This is a genomic window from Brachybacterium timonense (assembly GCF_900258505.1).
In the GTDB taxonomy this organism is placed as follows: Bacteria; Actinomycetota; Actinomycetes; order Actinomycetales; family Dermabacteraceae; genus Brachybacterium; species Brachybacterium timonense.
In genome coordinates this window covers 526407-548493 of sequence record NZ_LT984895.1, presented here as the reverse complement: position 1 = coordinate 548493, position 22087 = coordinate 526407, and the positions used below count along the sequence as shown (strand labels likewise).

Here is a 22087-nt window from a genome sequence, read left to right as displayed (position 1 = left end):
CTCACCCGCACCCCAGCCAGAGGTGTTTAGCAACACGCCCTAGCCGACTGCCCGCTGTACCCACCGCCCGTCCTCACGGTGTTGCAGCAGGTGCGCGACCTGATCCGTCGCGCCCAGGTGCCGCCGTACGACGTCGCACGCCGGCGCGGCGAGATCCGCTACGTCATCGTCACCGCCGCTCCGGATGGCAGCACGATGGTCCAGCTCGTCCTGCGCAGCGAGCGGGCCCTCGAGCGCATCCGCGAACATATGCCCCGACTGCTCGGACCCGCTCCACTGGTCACCTCCGTGTGGGCGAACATCCATCCCGACCACACCACCGCGATCACCGGCCCCACCGACATCCACCTCGCCGGCGAGCGCACGCTGCCGATCACCACCGGCGACGCGACCCTGCACGCCGGGCCGCGTTCCTTCGTCCAGACCAACACTGCCGTGGCCGGGGAGCTGTACCGTCAAGCGGGTCGGTGGATTGCCGCCTGGGCACCCCACACCGTCTGGGACCTGTACTGCGGGCTGGGTGGTTTCGCCTTGCACGCGGCCCTGGCCTGCACGAACGAACCTGCCCGCGGCGTCCACTCACGGGGCCTGCGCGCACGCGACGCCCGCGCAGGCGTCCCCGTCGGCCGCGGCCCGCAGCACCCGCTGCCGCTCATCACCGGCGTCGAGACCCGTGCCGATGCGGTCGAGGGGGCACGCCGCTCGGCGCAGGACGCCGGGCTCGGCGAACGCCTCCGTTTCCTGAGCGCCGACGCGACCACCTGGGCCCAGCGCACCGCGCAGACCGACGGCCCGCCAGATGTGCTCGTGGTGAACCCTCCACGTCGTGGCCTCGGGCGCGACCTCGCCGCTTGGATCGAGGCGAGCGGCGTTGCGCGCCTGGTCTATTCCTCCTGCCAACCGGAGACCCTTGCCCGCGACCTGGAGGCCATGCCGTCACTGCAGATCACCGCCGCACGGTACGTCGACATGTTCCCGCACACCGAGCACGCCGAGGTTCTGGTGCGGCTCGAGCGGAGCGCAGCGTTAGCTCCGCGCAGCGTCAACCCCGCGCAGCATCCCCGGTGAGCATCTCCCGCACGACCGCGCCATCCGCCTCCGGGATCTCGAGGCCCAGGAGATGAGCGAAGGTCACGGCCTCATCCGGTACGGTGCAGCGCGGGATGCGCGCACCCTGCGCCGCGTCGGGGCCCTGTAGCGCGAACACCGCCTGGATGTCCTGCTCGGGAAGGTGCCCATGCTGGCTGAGCAGGAAGGAGTAGTCCTCGTCGAACCGCGTGTACAGGCTGCGGCCGTCCCACATGTTCTGGAAGTTCGTTCCGCTTGTGCCCTCGAGCACGCCCAGGAAGGGCCCGTCGTACCCGTAACGCTCCCGCATATCCGCCGACGGGTGGAACGCTTCGAGCGGCACCTCCGGATCCGCCACCCAGCCCTGCACCAGCTCCAGCACCCGAGCACGTACATCGTCAGACGCTTCCGGATGAAGATGGAGCTGACCGGTGAGCCCGCAGGCGTGGACCCAGGCATCCCAGCTTTCGACCTCGCCGTCGGCGTCCACGCGCACCAGCCCCTCGTCGACCAGCAGCGTGTTCGGTCGCCAGCAGCGACCCACCTCGACATGACCGTGGTCGGAGACGATCGCGACGTTGGTGCTCGATGCGAGACCGGCGTCCTCGATGGCCGCGAGGATCTCGCCGATCCAGCCGTCAACGCGCTCGAGGGCTGCCTTCACCTCCGGCGTGAAACGACCGGTCGCATGGCGTTCAGAATCCACATCGACCAGGTGGATGAACAGGGCATGCGGCTGCTGCTCACGGATCACGTCCACTGCGACTGACGTGGCGAACCGGCCGAAGTGCGGCTTCTTCGTCCATTCGATCAGCTCGCTGTGACGGTCCACGTACTCCCGGGCCGACTCCGAGGCGGCCTCACGCACGAGGGCTCGGGTCTCCTCGAGCCCGCGCCGGTCCACGATCTCCGGCACCGAAAAGTCAGTGCTCGGAGCCCATCCTGTGACGGGCCAGTTCACGGTGGCGGTGCGCAGACCCGCCGCCTTCGCAAGGTCGAAGATGGTGGGGCAGGCGATCGCGCGGGCGTCCCAGAACCAGTCGGGGCGGCGAACGCCGGGCTGCACGAGCTCATTGGCGTAGATGCCGTGCCCGGCGGCGGTGCGACCGGTGACCTGCGCGGTGTGGTTGGGGTAGGTGACACTCGGGTAAATGGCCGTGGCCCGCGCCCAGGCGCCCTCGAAGATGCGCGCGAAGTTCGGCAGCGTGCGGGCGAAGGGCACATCGACGTCGCTCATGGCGTCGACGGAGATCACGACGAGGCGGTGGGGCTCGGTGCGGGCCGCGGGCGTGGCTGAGCCGACGGTCGGGTCAGCAGCCGGAGCAACGGATGAGCCGACGGTGGGGGTATGAGTGCGGTTCACAGCGGGAACTGCGGTCGAGTCGATGGTCGGGCCTGCGTTGGGGTCAGTGGTCATGTCGGCGTCCTTTCAGCATCGCGAGCGCAACACGCACCCGGTGCACTGCGATGGCAACCGGAGCCATGCTCGCCAGAGCTGAACGATCCAGCACAGCACGATCCCGCAACCACCAGTGGCCGTCTGCGCCCGTCGGCGATCGGCGCCATCAGCAGTGAGTGCGCTCCCACGCTAAGGAGCGCAGGTCACGCGCGATGGGAGCAGACATGGCCAGACATCAAATCCTTGGCGCCACTCTGTTCACCGACTCTTTTCTGGCACGTGTTGCCCTTCCGTCGGATCCACGCGACGTCGACTGCCCAGTCAGCACTGCCCAGCGCAGCGTGCGGCCTGACACGTCACGGCTCGGTGGCCCGACGGTGAAGACTTCGGCGCCAAGTGACACACTGGGGTCGTTCACCTTTGAGACCCCACCCGCACCGGAGGTGCTCTGTGCCCGTCGATCTGGACCCGGCAACGTCCCTGCAGGACTACGCCCATCCCGAGAAGCTCGTCACCACCCAGTGGCTCGCCGACCATCTCGACAGTGACGGGCTCGTGGTGGTCGAATCCGACGAGGATGTGCTGCTGTACGAGACCGGGCACATCCCCGGTGCCGTGAAGATCGACTGGCACCTTGACCTCAATGACCAGGTGACCCGCGACTACGTCGACGGTGCCGGGTTCGCCCGCCTCATGGACTCGCACGGCATCCGCCGCGAGGACACGGTCGTGATCTACGGCGACAAGTCGAACTGGTGGGCGGCCTACGCCCTGTGGGTGTTCGAGCTGTTCGGGCACCCCGACGTGCGACTGCTCGACGGCGGTCGCAGCGCCTGGGAGGCCGAGGGGCGCGAGATGACCCGCGAGACGCCGCAGCGCACGGCCACCGAGAGCTATCCCGTCGTCGAACGGCAGGACGCACCTCTCCGCGCCTACCGCGAAGACGTGCTCGACTTCCTCGGCGGTCAGCTGATCGACGTGCGCTCCCCCATGGAGTACACCGGCGAGCGCACCCACATGCCCGACTACCCGCAGGAAGGTGCGCTGCGCGGCGGTCACATCCCCACCGCCCGCTCCGTGCCGTGGGGGCGCGCCGCGCAGGAGGATGGTCGTTTCAAGCCCCGCGCCGAACTCGAGGCGATCTACCGCAAGGAGCTCGATTTCGATCCGTCACAGCCCGTGATCGCCTACTGCCGAATCGGTGAGCGCTCCTCCCATACCTGGTTCGTGCTGCGCTACCTGCTCGGTTTCACGAACGTCCGGAACTATGATGGATCCTGGACTGAGTGGGGCAACCTCGTCCGCGTCCCGGTCGTCACCGGCGACGCTCCCGGCGAGGTCCCCGGGAAGGCGACCCGATGACTGACCAGACCCCGCTGCCGGCTTCGTTCCAGCAGATCGTTGATGATTTCCACGCACTGCAGCCGCGCGATCGACTGCAACTGCTGCTGGAGTTCTCCGAAGGCCTACCCGAGCTGCCAGCGCGCTACGGCGACCACCCGGAGCGGCTGGAGCCGGTGCCGGAGTGCCAGAGCCCCCTGTTCCTCGTCACGGAGGTCGACGGCACCGGCCCTGACGCGACGGCTCGCCTGTTCTTCTCCGCCCCGGCGGAGGCGCCGACGACCCGCGGCTTCGCCGGCATCCTCGCCGAGTCCCTTGACGGGCATCCGGTGCGCGAGGTGATGAGCGTGCCGATCGACGCCCCGCACGCGCTGGGCCTCGAGGGCGTGGTCAGCCCGCTGCGACTGCGCGGCATGACCGGCATGCTCACCCGCATCAAACGCCAGCTTCAGGACAAGGCCGAGCTCTGAGCCCTGTACGGTCGCATCGTGACCGCACTGCACCGCTACCTTCTGTCCCTCGCCGAGGATCTGCGCGATCTCGATCTGGGTGGGGAGATCCCTGCACTCGCCCGGCTGTCCGGGGCGCGCCCGAACCAGCTCGGCATCGCCGTGTGCGACCTGGACGGTGAGGTGACCGCCGCCGGCACAGCGCACGCGTTTCCGATCCAGTCGATCTCCAAAGCGTTCGCCTACGGCGCCGCCCTGGATCTCCACGGCCTCGATTACGTGCGCGAGGCCGTGGATGAGGAGCCCAGTGGCGAGGAGTTCAACGCGATCAGCCTCGACGCCGTCACCCGGCGACCGAAGAACCCACTGGTGAACATCGGGGCGATCCGCACTCATGCCATGCTGGGCGCGACGCAGTCCGAGCGCACTGAGCGTCTGCTCGACACCCTCGATGCTGCGGCTGGCCGCCCTCTCGCGATGCACGAGGCGACCTACGACGCGGAGCTCAGGACCGCTGACCGCAACCTCGCACTCGCCCATATGCTGCGCGCTGCCGGGAGCATGCAGGAGGATGCACGCGAGGTGGTCGACGGCTACATCCGCGGCTGCTGCGTGCTGGTGACGGTTTCCGATCTCGCCGTGATGGCGGCGACGCTCGCCCACGGTGGCGTGAATCCGCTGACCGGTCGACGCGTGTTCTCGCAGGGCGCGTCCCGGCAGGTGCTGTCCGTGATGCTCACCTGCGGGATGTACGACAACGCCGGCGACTGGGTGACAGACGTCGGCCTACCGGCGAAATCCGGTGTGGCTGGCGGCATCATCGCTGCACTGCCCACCCGCTTCGGCATCGCCACCTATGCCCCGAAGCTCGACCGGCACGGCAACTCCGTGCGCGGCTCGGTGGCCTTCGAGACGCTCAGCGAGGAGTTCGAGCTGCACATGCTGTCGGGCCGCCCGCCGGAAGATCTCGAGGACCGTGCCGCCCGACTGCTGGACAGCGACGGCGTGCAGGCGCAGGGGCCGACGAAAGACCTGGCTCTCGACCAGGCTGACGCCGCCACCGACGCGCCGCAGGAGAGCTGAGTCCGGTGCGCAACCCGTTCAGGGCGTCCTTCGGCGCCGTGCCGCTGTTCCTGGCCGGGCGTGACCATGCCCTCGATGGCTTCGAGCAGGCCTTGGACTACGCGCCCGGTGCAGAGGCCAGGGCAAGCCTCGTGATCGGCGCCCGCGGCACCGGCAAAACGGTGCTGCTCACAGAGATGGAGTCCATCGCCCGCGACCACGACTGGCACGTCATCTCCCTGCACACCTCCGCGGCGTCCCTACTGGAGGAAGCACGTGTGCGGGCCGTCGAGATCCTGCGGGAACTGGACCCGGATGCGCGCGGCTATCGACTCACCGGCGGCTCGCTCGCGACCGTCGGCTCCGTGCGGGGCGAGCACGTCGACCGCTACACCGAGCCGCTCTCCCCTGCCGCAACACTCGAGAGGCTCACGGACCTGCTCGGAACAGAGACGGGCCTGCTGTTCACGCTCGACGAGGTGCAGTCCGTGGATCCGGCATCGCTTGCGGCTTTCGCCCAGGCGTACCAGGATCTCGTGCGGTCCGAGCGGAACGTGGCCTTCGTCGGCGCCGGTCTGGGGGCGGGCGTGCACACCCTGCTGGACTCCCCGAAGACGACGTTCCTGCGCCGTGCACGCCGAGTGGAGATCGGCATGGTGGACATCGGCTCGGCTGCCGCGTCGATCCAGGCCACCGTGGCGTCGACGTCGAAAACCATCGAACCGGATGCGGCGGTGCGCGCCGCCGAAATCTCCCAGGGCTACCCCTATCTGATCCAGTACGTCGGCGCCCAGACCTGGGCGAACGCCGCAGAGAATCCGACGATCATGCGGGAGGACGCCGATCGTGCCCTGGCCAGCGCCATCGAGCAGATGGCCACGAACATCCACGGCCCGGCGCTACGGGATCTCGCGCCGCGCAAGCTCGAATACCTCGAAGCCATGCTCGCTGACGAGGGGCCAAGTCGCGTCAGCGACGTCGCCAGCCGCCTGGGCACCTACCACGGCTACCAGTCGGTGTATCGGGATCGGCTGATCGAGGACGAGCTGATCCGGCCGGCCGGCCGCGGATACGTCGAGTTCGCTCTGCCGTACCTGCGGGAGGCACTGCAGCGCCGACGCGACGGGGTGCGCGGACCCAGCGGCGAGCTCGGCGGCGGAGTGCGGGCCCGCCGCACCCCCGGGCCCGGACGCTGACGGCACAGACCTGCCTGCACTCCATGCCTCTACGCTGGGATGGACCCGACCATCGCACCCGCCAGGAGACACAGTGACGCATCCGCACGCTGGAGAGGACAACGCCTCCTCGAGCGCGAGCCTCATGATCGACGCCGACGAGCTCGCGTGCCTGCAGGACGAGGCCGTGGATATCACCCGCGCTCTGATCCGCATCGACACCTCGAACTACGGCACCGGCGACCCGCAGACATGGGGGCCCGGCGAGGCGGCCGCCGCGGATCTGGTTGAACAGCTCCTCACCGACGTCGGCCTCCCCACGCAGCGATTCAGCTCAGCGCCGGGCCGCGACTCCGTGGTCACTCGTATCCCCGGCACGGATCCGAACGCCGGCGGGCTGGTTGTCCACGGTCACCTGGATGTCGTGCCCGCCGATGCCGACGACTGGAGCCACGACCCCTTCGGCGGCGAGATCCACGACGGCATGATCTGGGGGCGCGGCGCCGTGGACATGAAGGACATGGTGGGGATGATCCTTGCCGTGGCGCGGCACCTGCAGCGCACCGGCCATCGCCCCCGTCGGGACCTGGTGCTGGCCTTCTTCGCCGACGAAGAAGCCGGCGGCGTGTACGGCGCCCGCTACCTGGTGGCCGAGCACCCGGATCTGTTCGCCGGCTGCACCGAGGCGATCAGCGAGGTGGGCGGGTATTCGATCACCCTGCCCGAGCGCGAGACCGGCGCGGACGTGCGGGCCTACCTGCTGCAGACCGCGGAGAAAGGGCTCGCCTGGGGGCGACTGCGTGCGCATGGCCGGGCTGGGCATGGCTCCGTGCCCACCGAGGACAGCGCGATCGTGCGTCTTGCCCGCGCGATCGTCGCGATCGATGAGCACGAGTTCCCTCTGGAGGCCGTGGCAAGCGTGCGCGCACTCTACGACGGCGTCACCGAGATCACCGGCACCGGCTGGGATCCGGAGGATCTGCAGGGGTTCTTACCGATGCTGCGCGGTGCGCGTCAGTTCGTCAGCGGCACCCTCCAGGACACCGCAAACGTCACCATGCTGAACGCTGGCTACAAGGGGAACGTGATCCCACAGATCGCTGAGGCGACGATCGACTGCCGTTTCCTGCCCGGGCACGAGGAGTCACTGCTGGCTCTGCTCGACGAGCTCACGGGCGAGCATGTCGAGGTGATCATGGATCAGGTCTACCCGTCGGTCGATGCCCCGCGGGAGGGCCCGCTCATCGACGCGATGGCCGCTGCGATCCGCGCCGAGGACCCCGGAGCACACCTGCTGCCGTACTGCCTGAGCGCAGGCACCGACAACAAGTCGCTCACCCAGCTCGACATCGCGGGCTACGGTTTCGCGCCGTTGCAGCTGCCGGCGGACCTGGACTTCGCGCCGCTGTTCCACGGCGTCGACGAGCGCGTGCCTGTCGATGCCGTGCGTTTCGGCGCACGCGTGCTTGCGAGGCTGCTGCGCGGGCAGTGACCCGGAGTGATGGCTACGTCACCTGCCAGTGGTGTTCTCCCGCCGCCCCGCGGGCACATCAGACGCTGCTCGCGCGCCACCCTTCGTCGCCGACGATCCACTGGGGCAGCACCGCGATGATGTCGGAGGCCAGACGCTCAGCCTCGACGGACAGGTCAGCGTCTGGTCCCACCGAGTCGTCGAGCAGCCAGTCAACATACAGCTGCGTGACACCGCCGGAGAGGAAATGCGAGGTCTGTGCGGGCATGCCCTCCGGGATGCGATCACTCAGCCGCGATAGGGCGATCTCCCAGTACTCCGCGAGGACGTCGACCACATAGGCGTAGGACTGATGGGAGATCCTCCAGCTGAGCACGCCGCGCAGCAGAGCACGGTTCTCTGCCAGGAACGCCGTCGTGGCGCGAATGGCATCACGCACCCGGATATCGACCGGGATCTCCCCGCCGACGGACTCCTTGGCGCGCCGATGTAGCTCATCGAGCTCTCGACGGATGAGGCCGAAGGCGACATCCTCCAGGTTGGAGAAATGCGCGTAGAACGAGGCGCGGCTGACGCCGGCACGCTTGACGATGTCGTTGACCGTCAGGTCGCCACCCTCCACGCTCAGCTCCGTGGCTGCACGGAAGATCGCCGCGCGAGTACGGGCGGGTCGCGGATCCGCTGCGCGTGGCTTCTTCAGAGGTGTCTCGGTGCCCTGCGTCTGCCTTCCACCGAGTTCCTCCGTCGCCTTCTGAGAGGCGTCCACGCCACCAGTCACTCTGCCCTCACTCTCATCGATCTGCGCCATACCCTCATCCTATGCAGGATCTTGCAGGATTCTGAGTATGCGCCATGCAGGTGTGAGCACAGGCGGGCACAATCAAGGGATGCTCCCCTTTCTTCACGGCGACCCCGATCCGTCGGCTCTGACCCCGCTGCAGGCATTGACCGGGCAACGAATCATCCACACCGCTGTCGAGCGGCGCGGGACGCGATGTGTCTTCGATCGTGGCTGGGTGATCGAATCTCGTGAGCAGCGTCTGGCGGATATCGCTCTCACGCTGCGAGATCCGCGAGCACTCGGGGCGCGGTGCGCGCAGAGCACGGTAGGGCGCGACGGCGATCTGCTGGTCACCCTCGACGGACCGGCCGGCCCACTGCCGCTCGAGACCAGGGCGCCGTGGACTGTGACAGGCCCGTACGGGGTTGTGGTGCGGGCTGATCACTCCGGCCAGGTGAGCTCGGCGGGCCCGAGCGGGCCCGTCCACGCGACAGCGGAGGCTCTTGCCCGACATCGCGAATCGTCGATCGGTGGGGTCGAGCGGGCGGTCCTGCGGGCGGCGCAGAATGAGCCGTTCATCCACCCGGGGCATGTGGTGGCCGCGCTCACCCAGGCCGGAGCCGTGGCGGACGACGAGTTCGAACGTCGCGGTCCACTGGTTCTCGCGCGCCTGCTTGTGCGCGGCGAGCTGGAGGCCGGCTTCGTCACCGACGGTGCCTTCTCTGCGTGGTCGATGCCGATCGAGCAGATCATCGAACACATCGGTACCACCTGGTTGGCGATCGGCGGTCGTGAACCTGGGCGCGACATGATCGCGTGGTTCCGGCTCACCGATCAGGGGCGCGACGCGCTGGGTCCCACCGGTGTGCAGGCGCTCGGCCCAGGGATGTCCGGGTACGACTCCCCGGGCGTGGTGGGTCGGCACCGCTAGATGCGCACGGCCGACGGTTCTGCATCCCGCCGCGCTCTGGACGGGCGGGCCGCCCCCGCCCCCGGATCCCACATCGGGGCCGAGGGCGGGGCGACAGTGTCGCCTTCCCCTGACGGGCAGGGGTGAATCTACCACGCGGACGATCGCATCATGGGGTGACGCCGCAGGCAGAGCCCCCTTATGGACGGATGCACGAATCTCAAGTGCACTCCGGATGACCCCAAGGTGAACCACGCCTGAACACACGGAGGTTATAGCGCGCGGACGAGGTGGCCCGTTCAGCGAATCAGACGATGCGTCACGACTGACGACGCGGCGCGAATCGGGCGGACGATGCAGATCTCGGGGCATGCTCGGCAGGCCGGACGCTTGAAGCGCCCCTACCCCGGTTGCGGGTTATAGGCCAGATTGTGTGTATGGATCCGGCTGATTCTGGGCCCTGACCTGGGGGTTTAGGGGTGTTGACATGCTTTGGAAGCATGTTGGGTGTCGCCTCCTGGTAATCGGCCTCGGTGTCGTGTATGTGATCAGTCCCTGGTCAAGAGCGGGAAGACCTCAGCGGGGCGGACGAGGTGGCGGTGTCGCTCCTGCGGCTCCAGCACCGTCCTGGACCGTCCCGACATCAGCCATCGAGCTGAGCTGGAGTGGTTCCATGCCTGGCTGCTGAAGGGCGAGAGGCCACCGGCCTGGGCCGGCAGCGATCGCACGCTCCGCCGCCGTCTGCGCTGGTGCTGGCGTATCGAGGTCCCGCCGCCACTGCCCACGGGCGAGCTCCACGACGTGGTCATGCTCGATGGCACCTACTTCCAGAACTGGTGCCTGCTGATCGCGACTAACGGTCATTACGTGCTGGACTGGCAGTGGTGCGACCGGGAGAAGAAGATCGCCTGGGCTCAGATCCTGCAGCGCTGGCCCGCACCACGTCTGGTCGTCACAGACGGTGGAACGGGACTGCACGCAGCCGTGCACGAGCACTGGCCCCAAGCACGCGTCCAACGCTGCTACTTCCACATCTTCCAGAACGTCCGCCGCTACACCACGCTTGCCCCACGCCTCGAGGCCGGGAGGCAGATCCTGGCACTGACCAGGGCGCTCATGAAGATTCAGAACATCGATCAGGCCGCTCTCTGGCTCGGTGCCTACGCGTCCTGGGAAGCACGCTGGAACGAGTTCCTCCGCCAACGCACCTACGCACGAACCGGCACAGAACGCCCACGATCAGTGCCATTGGCGAAGCCGTGGTGGTACACGCACCGAGACCTCCGCAGTGTTCGTGGCTTGTTCCGCGGCCTGATCAAGCACGAGAACCTCTTCGCCTGGCTCGAACTCGCCCCCGACATCGACAAGCCGCTGCCCCGGACGACATCACCCCTGGAAGGCGCTCAGAACACGGCCGTCAAGGACCTCCTCAGACGCCACCGCGGAATGCCCGCGGACCACGCCAGACGAGCCGCGGAATGGCTCCTGGACTCCCTCACCGCAACCCCACGAGAGCCCTGGTCACTCGCACGCGAAGAGCACTGGAAACCGCCACCAGCGCGACCGGCGATCACTCCAGGCCCGGAGCCCGGCCCCACCCTCGGCACCAGCTTCTCCTGGGAAGACGGCAACGGAATCCAACACGGCTGGGCCGGCCGAACACACCCCTGACCCCGCCACGACACGCCCCGGCCATACACACATTTTGGCCAATAACCCCCGGTTGCACCCCCGCCCCCATACAGAAAGGGCCCTGCCCACGCAGGACCCTTTCGCAACCCGGAGGCATTTCCCCAGGTCAGCGGCGGTAGCGGCGGGATTTGAACCCGCGGTACGGGGTTACCGTACACATCATTTCGAGTGATGCACCTTCGGCCGCTCGGACACGCTACCGTCGGCCATCGTAACGGCGTGGACACCCGGCGTTCAATCCTGCGGCCCGCGACGCGAGGCGGATCACGCACGTCGTGCCCGACGCTGCTCGTCGACGCCCCGCTCCCCAGTCATCAACCAGCTGTGATGCAGAACATGAATCCGTCCTCTGGCGTTCACATTGTCGTCCCCATTTCGCCATAGCAAGACGAGAAGGTAGGCCGAGCTTTTCCAGTTGCCGCGGAGCCGCCGCGGCACACCTCACGATGGGAATGACACGTGGCTCGACTCCAGCTCCCCCTCCTCATGCAGGGCCATACCCGCGGCAAGCGCTCGGCGGTCACCTGCGCCCTGAAGTGCGACAACCAGTGCGCTCGCGAGGTCTGCAACACCTCGGCCGGCACAACTTTCCGCGAGATCGCGCAGTCGGCGCTCAGCCGCCGCTCCCTTCTGGGCGGCTCCGCAGGCGCCGTGGCGATCGCGCTCGCCGGCACCCAGGGCGCCCTCGCGCAGCCCACCGGTGCTGAGGTCGTCGGCCCGATGCCCGCGAAGGCCCCCAACGGGAGCACGCTTGAGTTCACCGCGATCGCGCCCGTGGACAAGGACACCGACGAGTTCGTCGTGCCGGAGGGCTTCGAGCACCACGTCGTGGTCCGCTGGGGCGACCCACTGTTCTCCGAGGCACCGGAGTTCGACTGGGACAACCAGACACCGGAAGCGCAGGAGCAGCAGTTCGGCTACAACAACGACTACACGGAGATCCAGGAGATCCCCGGCTCCGACGGTCTTCGCGCTGTCATGTTCGTGAACCAGGAGTACACGAACCCCGGCATCATGTTCCCCGAGACCATGGACGAGAAAACGCAGCTGGAGATCTCCCGTGCTGCGCAGGGCCTGTCCGTCGTCGAGCTCAAGCGCGATTCCGTCTCCGAACCGTACCGGTACGTGCAGGGCGGGGACCTGAACCGTCGCTTCCTCATCCACAAGACCAAGTTCGAGCTGACCGGCCCCGCTGCCGGCTCCGACCTGGTCAAGACCACGGATGACTCCGAGGGCCGCACGATCCTGGGCACCTTCGCCAACTGCTCCGGCGGCCTCACCCCGTGGGGCACGCTGCTGAGCGGCGAGGAGAACTTCCACGGCTACTTCGTGGCCGAGGGCACCAGCCCCGAGCAGGAGCGCTACGGCTTCACGAACGAGCCCTCGGTGTACGGCTTCGAGAAGCTCGAGGACCGTTTCGACACCACCAATGCTGGCTACGAGAACGAGCTGAACCGCTTCGGCTACATCATCGAGGTCGACCCGTGGGATCCGGAATCGACCCCGAAGAAGCACAGCTCACTGGGCCGCTTCAAGCATGAGGGCGCCAACGTCATCGTCGCCGAGAACGGCCATGTTGTGGCCTACACCGGCGATGACGAGCGCTTCGAGTACCTGTACAAGTTCGTCTCCGCCGAGAAGTACGTCGAGGGCGACCGCGCCCACAACATGACGCTGCTGGAGAAGGGCGATCTGTACGTCGCACGCTTCACCGGCAGCTCCCCGGCCTCCGAGATCGACGGCTCCGGCACGGTCCCCGCCGACGGCTCCTTCGACGGCACCGGCGAATGGCTGCCGCTGGTCAAGGACGGGAAGTCCATGGTCGAGGGCATGACCGTTGAGGAGGTGCTGGTGCACACCCGCGTGGCGGCAGACAAGGTCCAGCCCACCAAGATGGACCGCCCCGAGGATGTCGAGCCCTCCCTGCACTCGCGTCGCGTGTACATGGCCTGCACGAACAACTCCAAGCGCACCCCGGAGAAGGGCGTGGACGAGGCGAACCCGCGCTACGAGAACCGCGACGGCCACATCGTGGAGATCGACGAGGCTGGCGACCAGACCTCCACCGACTTCACCTGGAACCTGCTGATGGTCTGCGGCGACCCCGCCCAGGGCGACGCCACGTACTTCTCCGGCTTCCCGACCGAGAAGGTCTCCCCGATCTCCTGCCCGGACAACCTGGCCTTCGACTCGGTGGGCAACCTGTGGATCTCCACGGACGGCGCCCCCGACGGCATCGGCTACTGCGATGGCCTGTTCCGCGTCACCCTCAACGGCGATGCCCGCGGCCGCGTCGAGCAGTTCCTGTCGGTTCCTCGTGAGGCGGAGACCTGCGGACCGGTCGTGCGTGATGCCGAGATGACGGCCTTCGTCTCGGTGCAGCATCCGGGCGAGGACGGCTCCTTCGAAGACCAGCACTCCTTCTTCCCGGACTACGACAAGAAGGGCCCGCGGCCGACGGTCGTGCAGGTGCTGCCTGTTCCGGCAGAGCCGGCGCCGAATCCCGATCCCTCCGACGGCGGCGGCGAGCCGGCACCGGAGCCCGACCCCTCTGACGGCGGTGGCTCCGGTGACACGGGCGGCTCCGACGACACTGGCGGTTCGGACAACGCGGGCGGCTCCGGCGACACGGGCGGCTCCGGCGACACGGGCGGCTCCGGCGACACGGGCGGCTCGGGCAACTCCGGCGGACGCGGCGGCTCCGACGGACGCGGCGGCTCCGGCGGTGACACGAGCGGCGGTGGCTCGGCTGGCCGCACCGGTTCCTCCGGCGGCTCGGGCCTGGCGCGCACCGGTTTCGGCCTGGCCGCTCCGGCTGCCGCGGCTGCAGCACTGCTGGGCGCGGGCGGCGCCCTGGCTGCCAAGCGCAAGAGCGGCGCGGCTCCGGCCCCAGCGGCGGCGGAGTCCGACGAGGGTGACGTGCAGGACCCGTCGACCGACGACGCCTGAGCACCTGCTCTCGCCGAGCGGCCCCGGCCCGGGATCATCCCCGGGGCGGGGCCGCTCCGCATGCGGCCGGGGAGGCCGGTCTGCAGGATCGGCTCCGCCGCAGTCCGTCGTACCACCACCCTTGCCGTCGAGCCATGGCGGTATTCGTGGGACCGTGCCAATATCGCCATCGCTCCACGAATACCGCCACGGTCGGTCGGATCCGGCCCGCCTGATCCGGTCGGTCTGATCGAGCCACCCTGATCTGGTCCGCCTGATCGAATCAGCCTGCTCCAGCCAGCCTGTGCGGGAGTGCAATGGGAGCCAGCGCCCCCGCGGCCGTAGGCTCTGCACCATGACGCACACGATCCCCGCAGCACCCCGCCCGCCGCACCGCGACACCGAGCGCACTGCTCACGGCGACACCGTCGTCGACCCGTACGAGTGGATGCGTGACAAGACCGACCCGGAGGTCATCGCGCATCTCGAGGCGGAGAACGCCTATGCCGACGCCCGCACCGCCCACCTCGCAGATCTGCGCCAGCAGCTGGTCACAGAGTTCATCGGCCACACGCAGGAGACGGACCTGTCCGTGCCGGTGCGCCACGGCGAGTACTGGTACATCGTGCGCACCACCGAAGGTGACGACTACCCGAAGTACACCCGTGTGAAGGACCACCAGGGCCTGACCCGCGGCCCGGGCGGCGTCCCGCAGATCGAGCCGGGCGTGCTGCTGGACGGCGAGGAGGTGCTGCTGGACGCGCAGGCCGAAGCCGCCGGCCAGGAGTTCTACCAGCTCGGCGGCTTCCGGCCCTCCCCCGATCACGCGCTGCTCGCCTACGCAGTGGACGTCGCCGGCGATGAGCGCTTCACCATCCGCATCAAGGACCTGGCCTCCGGCGAGATCATCGACGAGTCCGTCACCAACACCGGCTACGGCCTCGCCTTCTCCCCCGACCTGCAGTACCTGTTCTACGCCCGCGTCGACGACGCCTGGCGTCAACACCAGATCTGGCGCCACCGCATCGGATCCGACGCCTCCACCGACGAGCTGGTGATCGAGGAGCCTGACGAGCGTTTCACCATCGGCTTCTCCGTCTCCGGTGATCACTCGACCCTGGTGATCGGTGCCGGCTCGACCACCACCAGCGAGTTCTGGCTGCTGGACCTGAACGACCCGACCTCCGCGCCGCGCCCCACCGCGGGCCGCCGTCCCGGCCTGGAGTACCAGGTCGAGCATGCCGGCGACCACCTGCTGATCGTCCACAACGGCGACTGCGTCGGCTTCGAGATCGCCGCTGCCACGCTCGACGCCCCCGCCGAGTGGACCACCCTCGTCAAGGCCGCCGACGGCGAGCGCATCGAGTCCGTGAGCGCCTTCGCCGGTGCCGCCGCCATCGAACTGCGCTCCGGCGGCCTCGCCACGGTCCGGATCCTGCAGCGCAGCGCCGCCGACGCCTCCGACCTCGCTGCGATCTGGGACATCGACGGAGCCAGGGACGTCACCCACGGCGGCGAGCTCGACTCCGTGTGGCTGGCAGAGAACATGAACTGGGAGCAGGACATCATCCGCTACCAACTGACCAGCATGCTCACCCCGCCCACCATCGCGGAGGTCTCCGTCGCCACCGGCGAATCGACCGTGCTGCGTCGTACCCCGGTACCGAACTACGACCCGGAGATGTACGTCGAGAAGCGCCTGTGGGCGCCTGCCGCCGACGGCACGCAGATCCCGATCTCCCTGGTCACTCGCAAGGAAGTGCAGGCCGACGGCACCAACCCCGGCTACCTGTACGGTTACGGCTCCTACGAGGCCTCGATCGACCCGAGCTTCGTGGCCACCCGCCTGTCGCTGCTGGATCGCGGCGTCGTGCTCGCCATCGCCCACATCCGCGGTGGCGGCGAGATGGGTCGCAGCTGGTACGAGAGCGGCAAGCTGCTGAACAAGAAGAACACCTTCACCGACTTCGTCGACTCCGCCGCGTTCCTGATGGACGAGAAGTGGGTGGCCACAGATCGCCTCTCCGCCGAGGGCCGCTCTGCCGGTGGCCTGCTCATGGGCGCTGTCGCGAACCTCGCACCGGAGCGGTTCCGCGCGATCATCGCGGGTGTGCCCTTCGTGGACGCGCTCACCACCATCCTGGATCCGTCGCTGCCCCTGACCGTCGGCGAGTGGGAGGAATGGGGTAACCCGGTGGACTCCGCCGAGGTGTACCAGTACATGAAGGAGTACACCCCCTACGAGAACGTGAAGGCCGTCGAGTATCCGGCGATCTTCGCCTCGACCTCGCTCAACGACACCCGCGTGTTCTTCGTCGAGCCCGCCAAGTGGATCGCCCGACTGCGGGAGACGGTCACCAGCGACCAGACGAAGCGCCCGATCGTGTTCCGCTGCGAGATGGTCGCCGGGCATGGCGGCCGCTCAGGCCGCTACGCGAAGTGGGAGCAGCGGGCCGACGAGATGGCATGGCTGCTCGACCAGATCGGGGCGACCGAGATGATCTGACGCCCCGACCTGATCCCGCACGGCGCTGATCAGGCGCCGAGCTCGAAGGGCTCCCCGTTCACTCGGACGGGGAGCCCTTCGTCATGGCGAGAGCGCGGCGCTGTGACCGTCTCCGGCAGACGACCGTCGATGCGCGGCCCGTGATATCTGTCATCACAGAGCTGTGAGAACCACACATGACCAGGTGATGTGGCGCCCTACTGCCAGCGCCCGCGACCCGGGAGTGTGGAGGCATGAACACGACACACAACACCGGTTCCGCCCCTGAGACCGCCGCCGACACCGACCGGGCCCCCGAGCGTCCCACCGAGGACCGCGGCCTGCTGGTGGACCTCATGGCCGCCACCCCGGCGCACACGATGAGCCGCGAACTGCTGTGCGCGGTCATCTCGCTGGCTATCGCCGGCGTCGTGCTGTTCGTCATCGCGCCGCCGCTGCACATCGTGGGCTTCGTCATCGGTCTCGTGATCGTGGTCATGGGCGCGCGCTTCGTCTGGGGTGCCCTGCGCCACGGCTGGTTCAGCGCCGACCGCTGATCACGCCGGAGTGCACCGCTGCCCCGCATCGGGCGCTGCACCCTTCGACTGGGAGGACCACCATGACCGCATCGACCACCCCATCTGCACCCACCGAACCTGCCATGCCCGAGACAGTCGTGCTCAGCGCACAGAACCTCACCCGCCGCTACGGCACCGGACGCACAGCGTTCACCGCCGTGGACGGCATCGACCTGGAGATCGCACGCGGGGAACTCTTCGCGCTGCTGGGCACCAACGGCGCCGGCAAGACCTCCACCCTGGAGGTCCTCGAAGGGCTCGCCCCCGCCAGCTCGGGAACGGTGCGCGCCTTCGGCCGGGACCCGTACCGGCACCGCCGCCATGTACGTCCCCGCCAGGGACTCATGCTGCAGACCGGCGGCTTCCCCGCCGATCTCACCGCCCGCGAAGCACTCAGTATGTGGTGCTCCACGCTGAGCACGCCGCGGCCCGTCGGCGCCCTGCTCGAGGAGGTCGATATGAGCGACCGCGCCTCGACGCGCATCTCTTCCCTCTCCGGCGGCGAGGTGCGGCGCCTGGACCTGGCCTGCGCCCTCGCCGGGGATCCCGAGCTGCTGTTCCTCGACGAGCCCTCCACCGGCCTGGACCCCGAATCCCGTTCCCGTGCCCTGGACCTCGTGCGACGGCAGCGGGAGAAAGGCACCACGATCGTCCTGACCACCCACTACCTCGACGAAGCCGAGCAGCTCGCTGATCGGCTCGCGATCATGCACCACGGTCGCATCGTCCGGCAGGGCACCGTCGACCAGGTGGTCGCCGATCACCCCGCGAGCATCCGGGCCATCATCCCCCGCCATGCGCCCGCCCTGCCGGATCTGTGCGGCACTGCCACCCGTGATCACGACCTCCTCCAGCTGCAGACCGCCCATCTGCAACGGGATCTGGGCGCGTTGCTGCGCTGGGCCGACGAGCACGATCTGACGCTCGAACGCCTCGATGCCCGAGCCGCGAGCCTCGAATCCGTCTTCCTCGACATCGCCGGCACTGACCCGTCGGCCGACACCACCGGAGGCACCCGATGACCACTGCTGCACACGACACCCAGACCACCGCCACCACCATGACGGATCGTCCCTCTCGACGCCCCGGCTTCCGCCTGCTGGGCCTCGCACGAGCCGAGCTCACCCTGCTGCTGCGCAACCGGATGCAACTGATCGTCGCCATCACGATGCCCGTCGCGATCCCCTTCCTGCTGCTGCCCCTGGTCAATCGCGGCGTCCCGGCCGAGACACTGGCCGGAGCCATGGGGCTGATGATCGTGATGGCGCTACTGTTCGTCGTCTACTACAACCTGCTGTCGGCCTACGTCGCGCGGCGACAAGACCTGGTGCTCAAGCGCCTGCGCACCGGTGAAGCCTCCGATGCGACCGTGCTGGCTTCGACGGCGGTGCCGGCACTCACCATCGCAGTCACGATGATCCTGCTGATGGGCGCGTTCTCCACGCCGATGCTCGGCCTGCCGCTGCCAACACATCCTCTGATGATCGTGCTCGGCGTCGCGCTGGGCGCCGTGGTCCTGGTGCCGCTCGCACTCGTGACGGCCACCATGACGCGCACCGTGGAAGCCGCCCAGGTGACCTCGCTACCGCTGATGGCGGTGCTCCTCATCGGTTCGGGCGCTGTCGTGCCGCTGGATCTCATGCCGGAGTGGTTCGGCCGCCTGGTGCGGCTGATTCCGAGCTCCGCGATCGTTGAGCTGACCCGCACCGGATGGCTCGGCGTGGACGCCGACGGTGCGGCGCGGACCACCGCGCAGGTGTGGGGTTCGGCGATCGCACCGACCGCGGTGCTGCTGGGTTGGCTCGCGCTCGGCCTCGTGCTGGTCGCGCGCACCTTCCGCTGGGAGCCCCGCGGGTGAACGGCCCGGACGCGGGGGAGGTGAACGCGGACGCGGCGGAGGTGAAAGCGGGCACGGCGGAGGTGAAAACGGACGCGGCGGCGGTGGACCCGGACGCGGCGGAGGGTCGTGACAGACTCGGGAGCGTGACCGAGCTCCACGATGCCGAGAAGCCTGCACCCGCAGAGGCTTCACCGCCGGCCGGGTCCCCCGCGGCCCGTCCGCTCACGGCATTCTGGCGGTACACGGTCTGGTCGGTGCTCGCCGTCGTCGTCGGCCTGCTGCTGGTAGCGCTCCTCTCCTCCCCCGTCGTTCCACTCGCACAGCTGGATCGATTCCCGGCCCTGTTGGGCATGCTCGTGGCGCAGGTCCTCGCGACCTGTGCCTTCGTGCACCTGTGGTTCCGGCGCTGGCTGCAGGGCGTTGGCATCTCGCGCACCATCGCCGTCCCGTGCATGCTTCCGGGCGCGGTCGCGGCGCTGCTCATCCTGGTTCACCTTCTTCACGGCAGCCTCACCGACGCCCAGGTTCTGCTGGGCCTGGTGACACTGATGGCGGCAGCCATGATCCCCAGCACGCAGATGCCCTGGCAGGCATCCCTCGTCCCGGCGGCCGCCGTCCCCCTTCTCGCCATGGTGCTCGGGCTGACCTGGCGGGAAGCCCTGCCGATGGCGAGCTTCGTGCTGGCCGCGACGCTCGCGATCCGCAGCTCCCTGTGGCTGCTGGAGCTCGTGCGCGAGGTCGGTGAGGCTCGGGCCGTCGAAGGGCGTCTGGCGCTCGCGGAAGAGCGGCTGCGCTTCAGCCGCGACGTGCACGACGTGATGGGGCGGGACCTCTCCACCATCGCTGTGACCGCCGAGCTGGTCACGCGCCTGGCCGAACGCGGTGATCCGCGGGCCGCCGTGCACGCCCGCACCATCGCCGACACCGCCCGCGGGTCCCTCGCGGAGATGCGGGCTCTCGTGCGCGGCTATCGCAGCGCTGACCTGGTCGCGGAGCTGCAGGGCACGCTGTCCCTGCTGCGTTCAGCCGGGATCGGAACCCACCTCGACGGCGCGGTAGAGGATGTTCCAGCTGCTCACGCCGAGGCGGCAGCGTGGACGCTGCGTGAGGCGGGCACGAACCTGCTGCGCCATGCCCATCCACGCCGTGTCGAGATCACGCTGCATCCGGGTGGGCTGCGGGTGACGAATGACGGCGCCCCACCCCGGGAGGGTGCCGCAGAAACTCCGGTTGACTTGCCGGCCGGCGCCGGCCTCACCGGTCTGCGCGAACGCATCGGGCCGGGCCGTCGGCTCCATGCCCGGCAGCATCAGGATCGTGTCACCGTGGAGCTCATCGTCGACTCCGATACGGCACCACCCAGCATGGCCACACCCCAGGAGGAACCGTGAGCTCCGACCCGCTGCGCATCATCCTGATCGACGATGAGCACCTGATCCGTGGTGCCCTGGCCGCCATGCTGGACCTCGAAGAGGACCTGCACGTGGTTGCCGAAGCGTCGGACCTCGCCTCTGGCACGGCGGCGCTGCGTGAGCACACACCCGATGTGGCCGTGGTGGATCTGCAGCTGCCCGATGGCGATGGCCTGGAAGTCTGTGCTCAGGCCCAGGAGGTCTCCCCCGGCACGCGATGCATGATCCTCACCTCGCATCCGCGACCGGGCTACCTCAAGCGTGCCCTCGAGACCGGGGTGCTGGGTTTCCTGCCGAAGACGGCGTCCGCCGATCAGCTGGCGTCGGCCGTCCGCAGCATCGCCGAGGGGCGCCGCGCGATCGATCCGGAGCTCGCAGCCGAGACGATCTCCTCCGGCCAGTCCCCGCTCACGCCGCGCGAATCAGATGTGCTCGAGTTCGCGGCCGACGGCGCCTCGATTGAGCAGATCGCGCGGCGCGCCCACCTCGCGCCGGGCACGGTCCGGAACTATCTGTCCAACGCGCAGGCGAAGCTGCAGGCCGCGAACCGGCACGAGGCCGTCGCGATCGCCCGACGGCACGGCTGGATCTGAGCGGGCGGCCGCTCACCTTTCCGCGGCCGCCCCGAGCACTCAGAACGCCGGGATGACCGAACCGTCGCTGTAGGTCTCCTCGATGAACGCCTTGACCTCGTCGGAGTGCAGCAGCTCATTCAGCTTCACGAGGGCCTCATTGTCCTTATCGGCCTCGCGCACCACGAGCATGTTGCCGTAGGGGCTGTCCTCGCCCGGCTCGAGGAACAGCGAGTCGTCCTTCGGGGACTTCCCCGCCTCGAGCGCGTAGTTGCCGTTGACCGCCCCGAGGTCCACATCGCCGAGCGAGCGGGCGATCTGGGCGGCCTCGAGCGTGGTGAACTCGATGTTCTTGGGGTTCTCCGCAATGTCGGCAGGGGTCGCGGAGATGACGTCGACGCCCTCCTTCAGCGTGATCAGGCCCGCTGCTTCGAACAGTGCCAGACCTCGACCGGTGTTGGCCGGGTCATTGGCGATCGCGGCCTTGGCGCCGTCGGGCACCTCGTCCAGCGACGCGAGCGAGTCCGAGTACAGGCCCATCGGCTCGACGTGGATGCCCTCGAAGCCGTGGAACTCGTAGCCCTTCTCCTTCTCCTGCTGCTCGAGGAAATTCGGGGTCTGGTAGAAGTTCGCGTCCAGATCACCGTCGTTCAGTGCCTGGTTGGGGATCTGGTAGTCGGTGTACTGGGTGATCTTCAGGGACAGCCCCGCCTCCTGCGCGAGCTCGTCCTGGACGAACTGCAGGATCTCGGCATGCGGCTTCGGGGAAGCGCCGACGACGATGGTCGTGACACCGTCCTTCTCCGTCGGCCCCTCGTCCTTTCCGCCAGCCAGGCCGCACGAGGACAGGGCGAGAGCGGCAGCGCCGGCCGAGGCGGTCAGCAGGGTGCGTCGGGTGAACGCGGACATGATGCTCCTTGTGGT

At 68.6% G+C, this 22087-nt stretch carries 18 protein-coding genes and 1 tRNA gene; 15 read left to right on the top strand and 4 right to left on the bottom strand.

Annotation, left to right across the window (positions count from 1 at the left end; translation table 11 throughout):
- Positions 1-90: 90 nt before the first annotated feature.
- The gene (locus C8271_RS02365; protein WP_245920780.1) at positions 91-1068 is read left to right on the top strand and encodes a class I SAM-dependent methyltransferase; all 978 of its coding nucleotides are present in this window, start codon (positions 91-93) and stop codon (positions 1066-1068) included.
- Here C8271_RS02365 and C8271_RS02360 read toward each other — a convergent pair.
- Positions 1043-2485: an alkaline phosphatase family protein gene (locus C8271_RS02360; protein WP_106505954.1), complete on the bottom strand. Its 1443-nt coding sequence runs from the start codon at positions 2483-2485 to the stop codon at positions 1043-1045. The genes C8271_RS02365 and C8271_RS02360 overlap by 26 nt on opposite strands.
- A 432-nt stretch (positions 2486-2917) precedes the next feature.
- Here C8271_RS02360 and C8271_RS02355 point away from each other — a divergent pair, with 432 nt between their 5' ends.
- The 5 genes from C8271_RS02355 (at position 2918) to C8271_RS02335 (ending at position 7986) form a co-directional block, all read left to right on the top strand.
- Positions 2918-3829, top strand: a complete 912-nt coding sequence (locus C8271_RS02355) for a sulfurtransferase (RefSeq protein ID WP_106505953.1) — start codon at positions 2918-2920, stop codon at positions 3827-3829.
- Entirely contained in the window at positions 3826-4278 is a 453-nt protein-coding gene (locus C8271_RS02350; protein ID WP_106505952.1) for a SufE family protein, read from the top strand. The genes C8271_RS02355 and C8271_RS02350 overlap by 4 nt, the downstream gene beginning before the upstream one ends.
- Positions 4279-4296: 18 nt before the next feature.
- Positions 4297-5340: a glutaminase A gene (gene glsA, locus C8271_RS02345; RefSeq protein WP_245920778.1), complete on the top strand. Its 1044-nt coding sequence runs from the start codon at positions 4297-4299 to the stop codon at positions 5338-5340.
- A 5-nt stretch (positions 5341-5345) separates the two neighbouring features.
- On the top strand, positions 5346-6515 hold the full coding sequence (locus C8271_RS02340; protein ID WP_170957770.1) for an ATP-binding protein: 1170 nt from the start codon (positions 5346-5348) through the stop codon (positions 6513-6515).
- Between the two features lie 124 nt (positions 6516-6639).
- A complete protein-coding gene (locus C8271_RS02335) occupies positions 6640-7986 on the top strand; it encodes a M20/M25/M40 family metallo-hydrolase (protein WP_106507815.1) in 1347 nt (448 codons plus the stop codon).
- Positions 7987-8044: 58 nt separating this feature from the next.
- On the opposite strand, the gene C8271_RS02330 is transcribed toward C8271_RS02335, so the two are convergent.
- Entirely contained in the window at positions 8045-8773 is a 729-nt protein-coding gene (locus C8271_RS02330; RefSeq protein WP_106505949.1) for a TetR/AcrR family transcriptional regulator, read from the bottom strand.
- A 79-nt stretch (positions 8774-8852) separates the two neighbouring features.
- On the opposite strand from C8271_RS02330, the gene C8271_RS02325 reads away from it, so the two are divergent.
- Together C8271_RS02325 and C8271_RS02320 are read left to right on the top strand one after the other, a co-directional pair.
- Positions 8853-9677: a hypothetical protein gene (locus C8271_RS02325; protein ID WP_106507814.1), complete on the top strand. Its 825-nt coding sequence runs from the start codon at positions 8853-8855 to the stop codon at positions 9675-9677.
- Between the two features lie 486 nt (positions 9678-10163).
- On the top strand, positions 10164-11327 hold the full coding sequence (locus C8271_RS02320) for an IS1249 family transposase (RefSeq protein ID WP_106505922.1): 1164 nt from the start codon (positions 10164-10166) through the stop codon (positions 11325-11327).
- A gap of 134 nt (positions 11328-11461) precedes the next feature.
- Here C8271_RS02320 and C8271_RS02315 read toward each other — a convergent pair.
- A tRNA-Ser gene (locus C8271_RS02315) sits at positions 11462-11549 on the bottom strand.
- A 258-nt stretch (positions 11550-11807) separates the two neighbouring features.
- On the opposite strand from C8271_RS02315, the gene C8271_RS02310 reads away from it, so the two are divergent.
- From C8271_RS02310 to C8271_RS02275, 7 genes are all read left to right on the top strand, one after another.
- Complete coding sequence (locus tag C8271_RS02310) at positions 11808-14297, top strand: PhoX family protein (protein ID WP_106505948.1); 2490 nt, start codon at positions 11808-11810, stop codon at positions 14295-14297.
- A 334-nt stretch (positions 14298-14631) separates the two neighbouring features.
- Positions 14632-16782, top strand: coding sequence for a S9 family peptidase (locus C8271_RS02305; RefSeq protein ID WP_106505947.1), 2151 nt, complete (start codon positions 14632-14634; stop codon positions 16780-16782).
- A 233-nt stretch (positions 16783-17015) separates the two neighbouring features.
- The gene (locus tag C8271_RS02300; protein WP_106505946.1) at positions 17016-17318 is read left to right on the top strand and encodes a hypothetical protein; all 303 of its coding nucleotides are present in this window, start codon (positions 17016-17018) and stop codon (positions 17316-17318) included.
- A 62-nt stretch (positions 17319-17380) separates the two neighbouring features.
- Positions 17381-18361: an ABC transporter ATP-binding protein gene (locus tag C8271_RS02295; protein ID WP_106505945.1), complete on the top strand. Its 981-nt coding sequence runs from the start codon at positions 17381-17383 to the stop codon at positions 18359-18361.
- Positions 18358-19197, top strand: a complete 840-nt coding sequence (locus C8271_RS02290) for an ABC transporter permease (protein ID WP_106505944.1) — start codon at positions 18358-18360, stop codon at positions 19195-19197. Before C8271_RS02295 ends, C8271_RS02290 begins: the two co-directional genes overlap by 4 nt.
- A gap of 125 nt (positions 19198-19322) precedes the next feature.
- Positions 19323-20570, top strand: coding sequence for a sensor histidine kinase (locus C8271_RS02280; protein WP_138774508.1), 1248 nt, complete (start codon positions 19323-19325; stop codon positions 20568-20570).
- Complete coding sequence (locus tag C8271_RS02275; RefSeq protein WP_106505942.1) at positions 20567-21184, top strand: response regulator; 618 nt, start codon at positions 20567-20569, stop codon at positions 21182-21184. The genes C8271_RS02280 and C8271_RS02275 overlap by 4 nt, the downstream gene beginning before the upstream one ends.
- A 39-nt stretch (positions 21185-21223) precedes the next feature.
- Here C8271_RS02275 and C8271_RS02270 read toward each other — a convergent pair whose 3' ends face one another.
- Entirely contained in the window at positions 21224-22072 is an 849-nt protein-coding gene (locus C8271_RS02270; protein ID WP_106505941.1) for a MetQ/NlpA family ABC transporter substrate-binding protein, read from the bottom strand.
- Between the last annotated feature and the right edge of the window lie 15 nt (positions 22073-22087).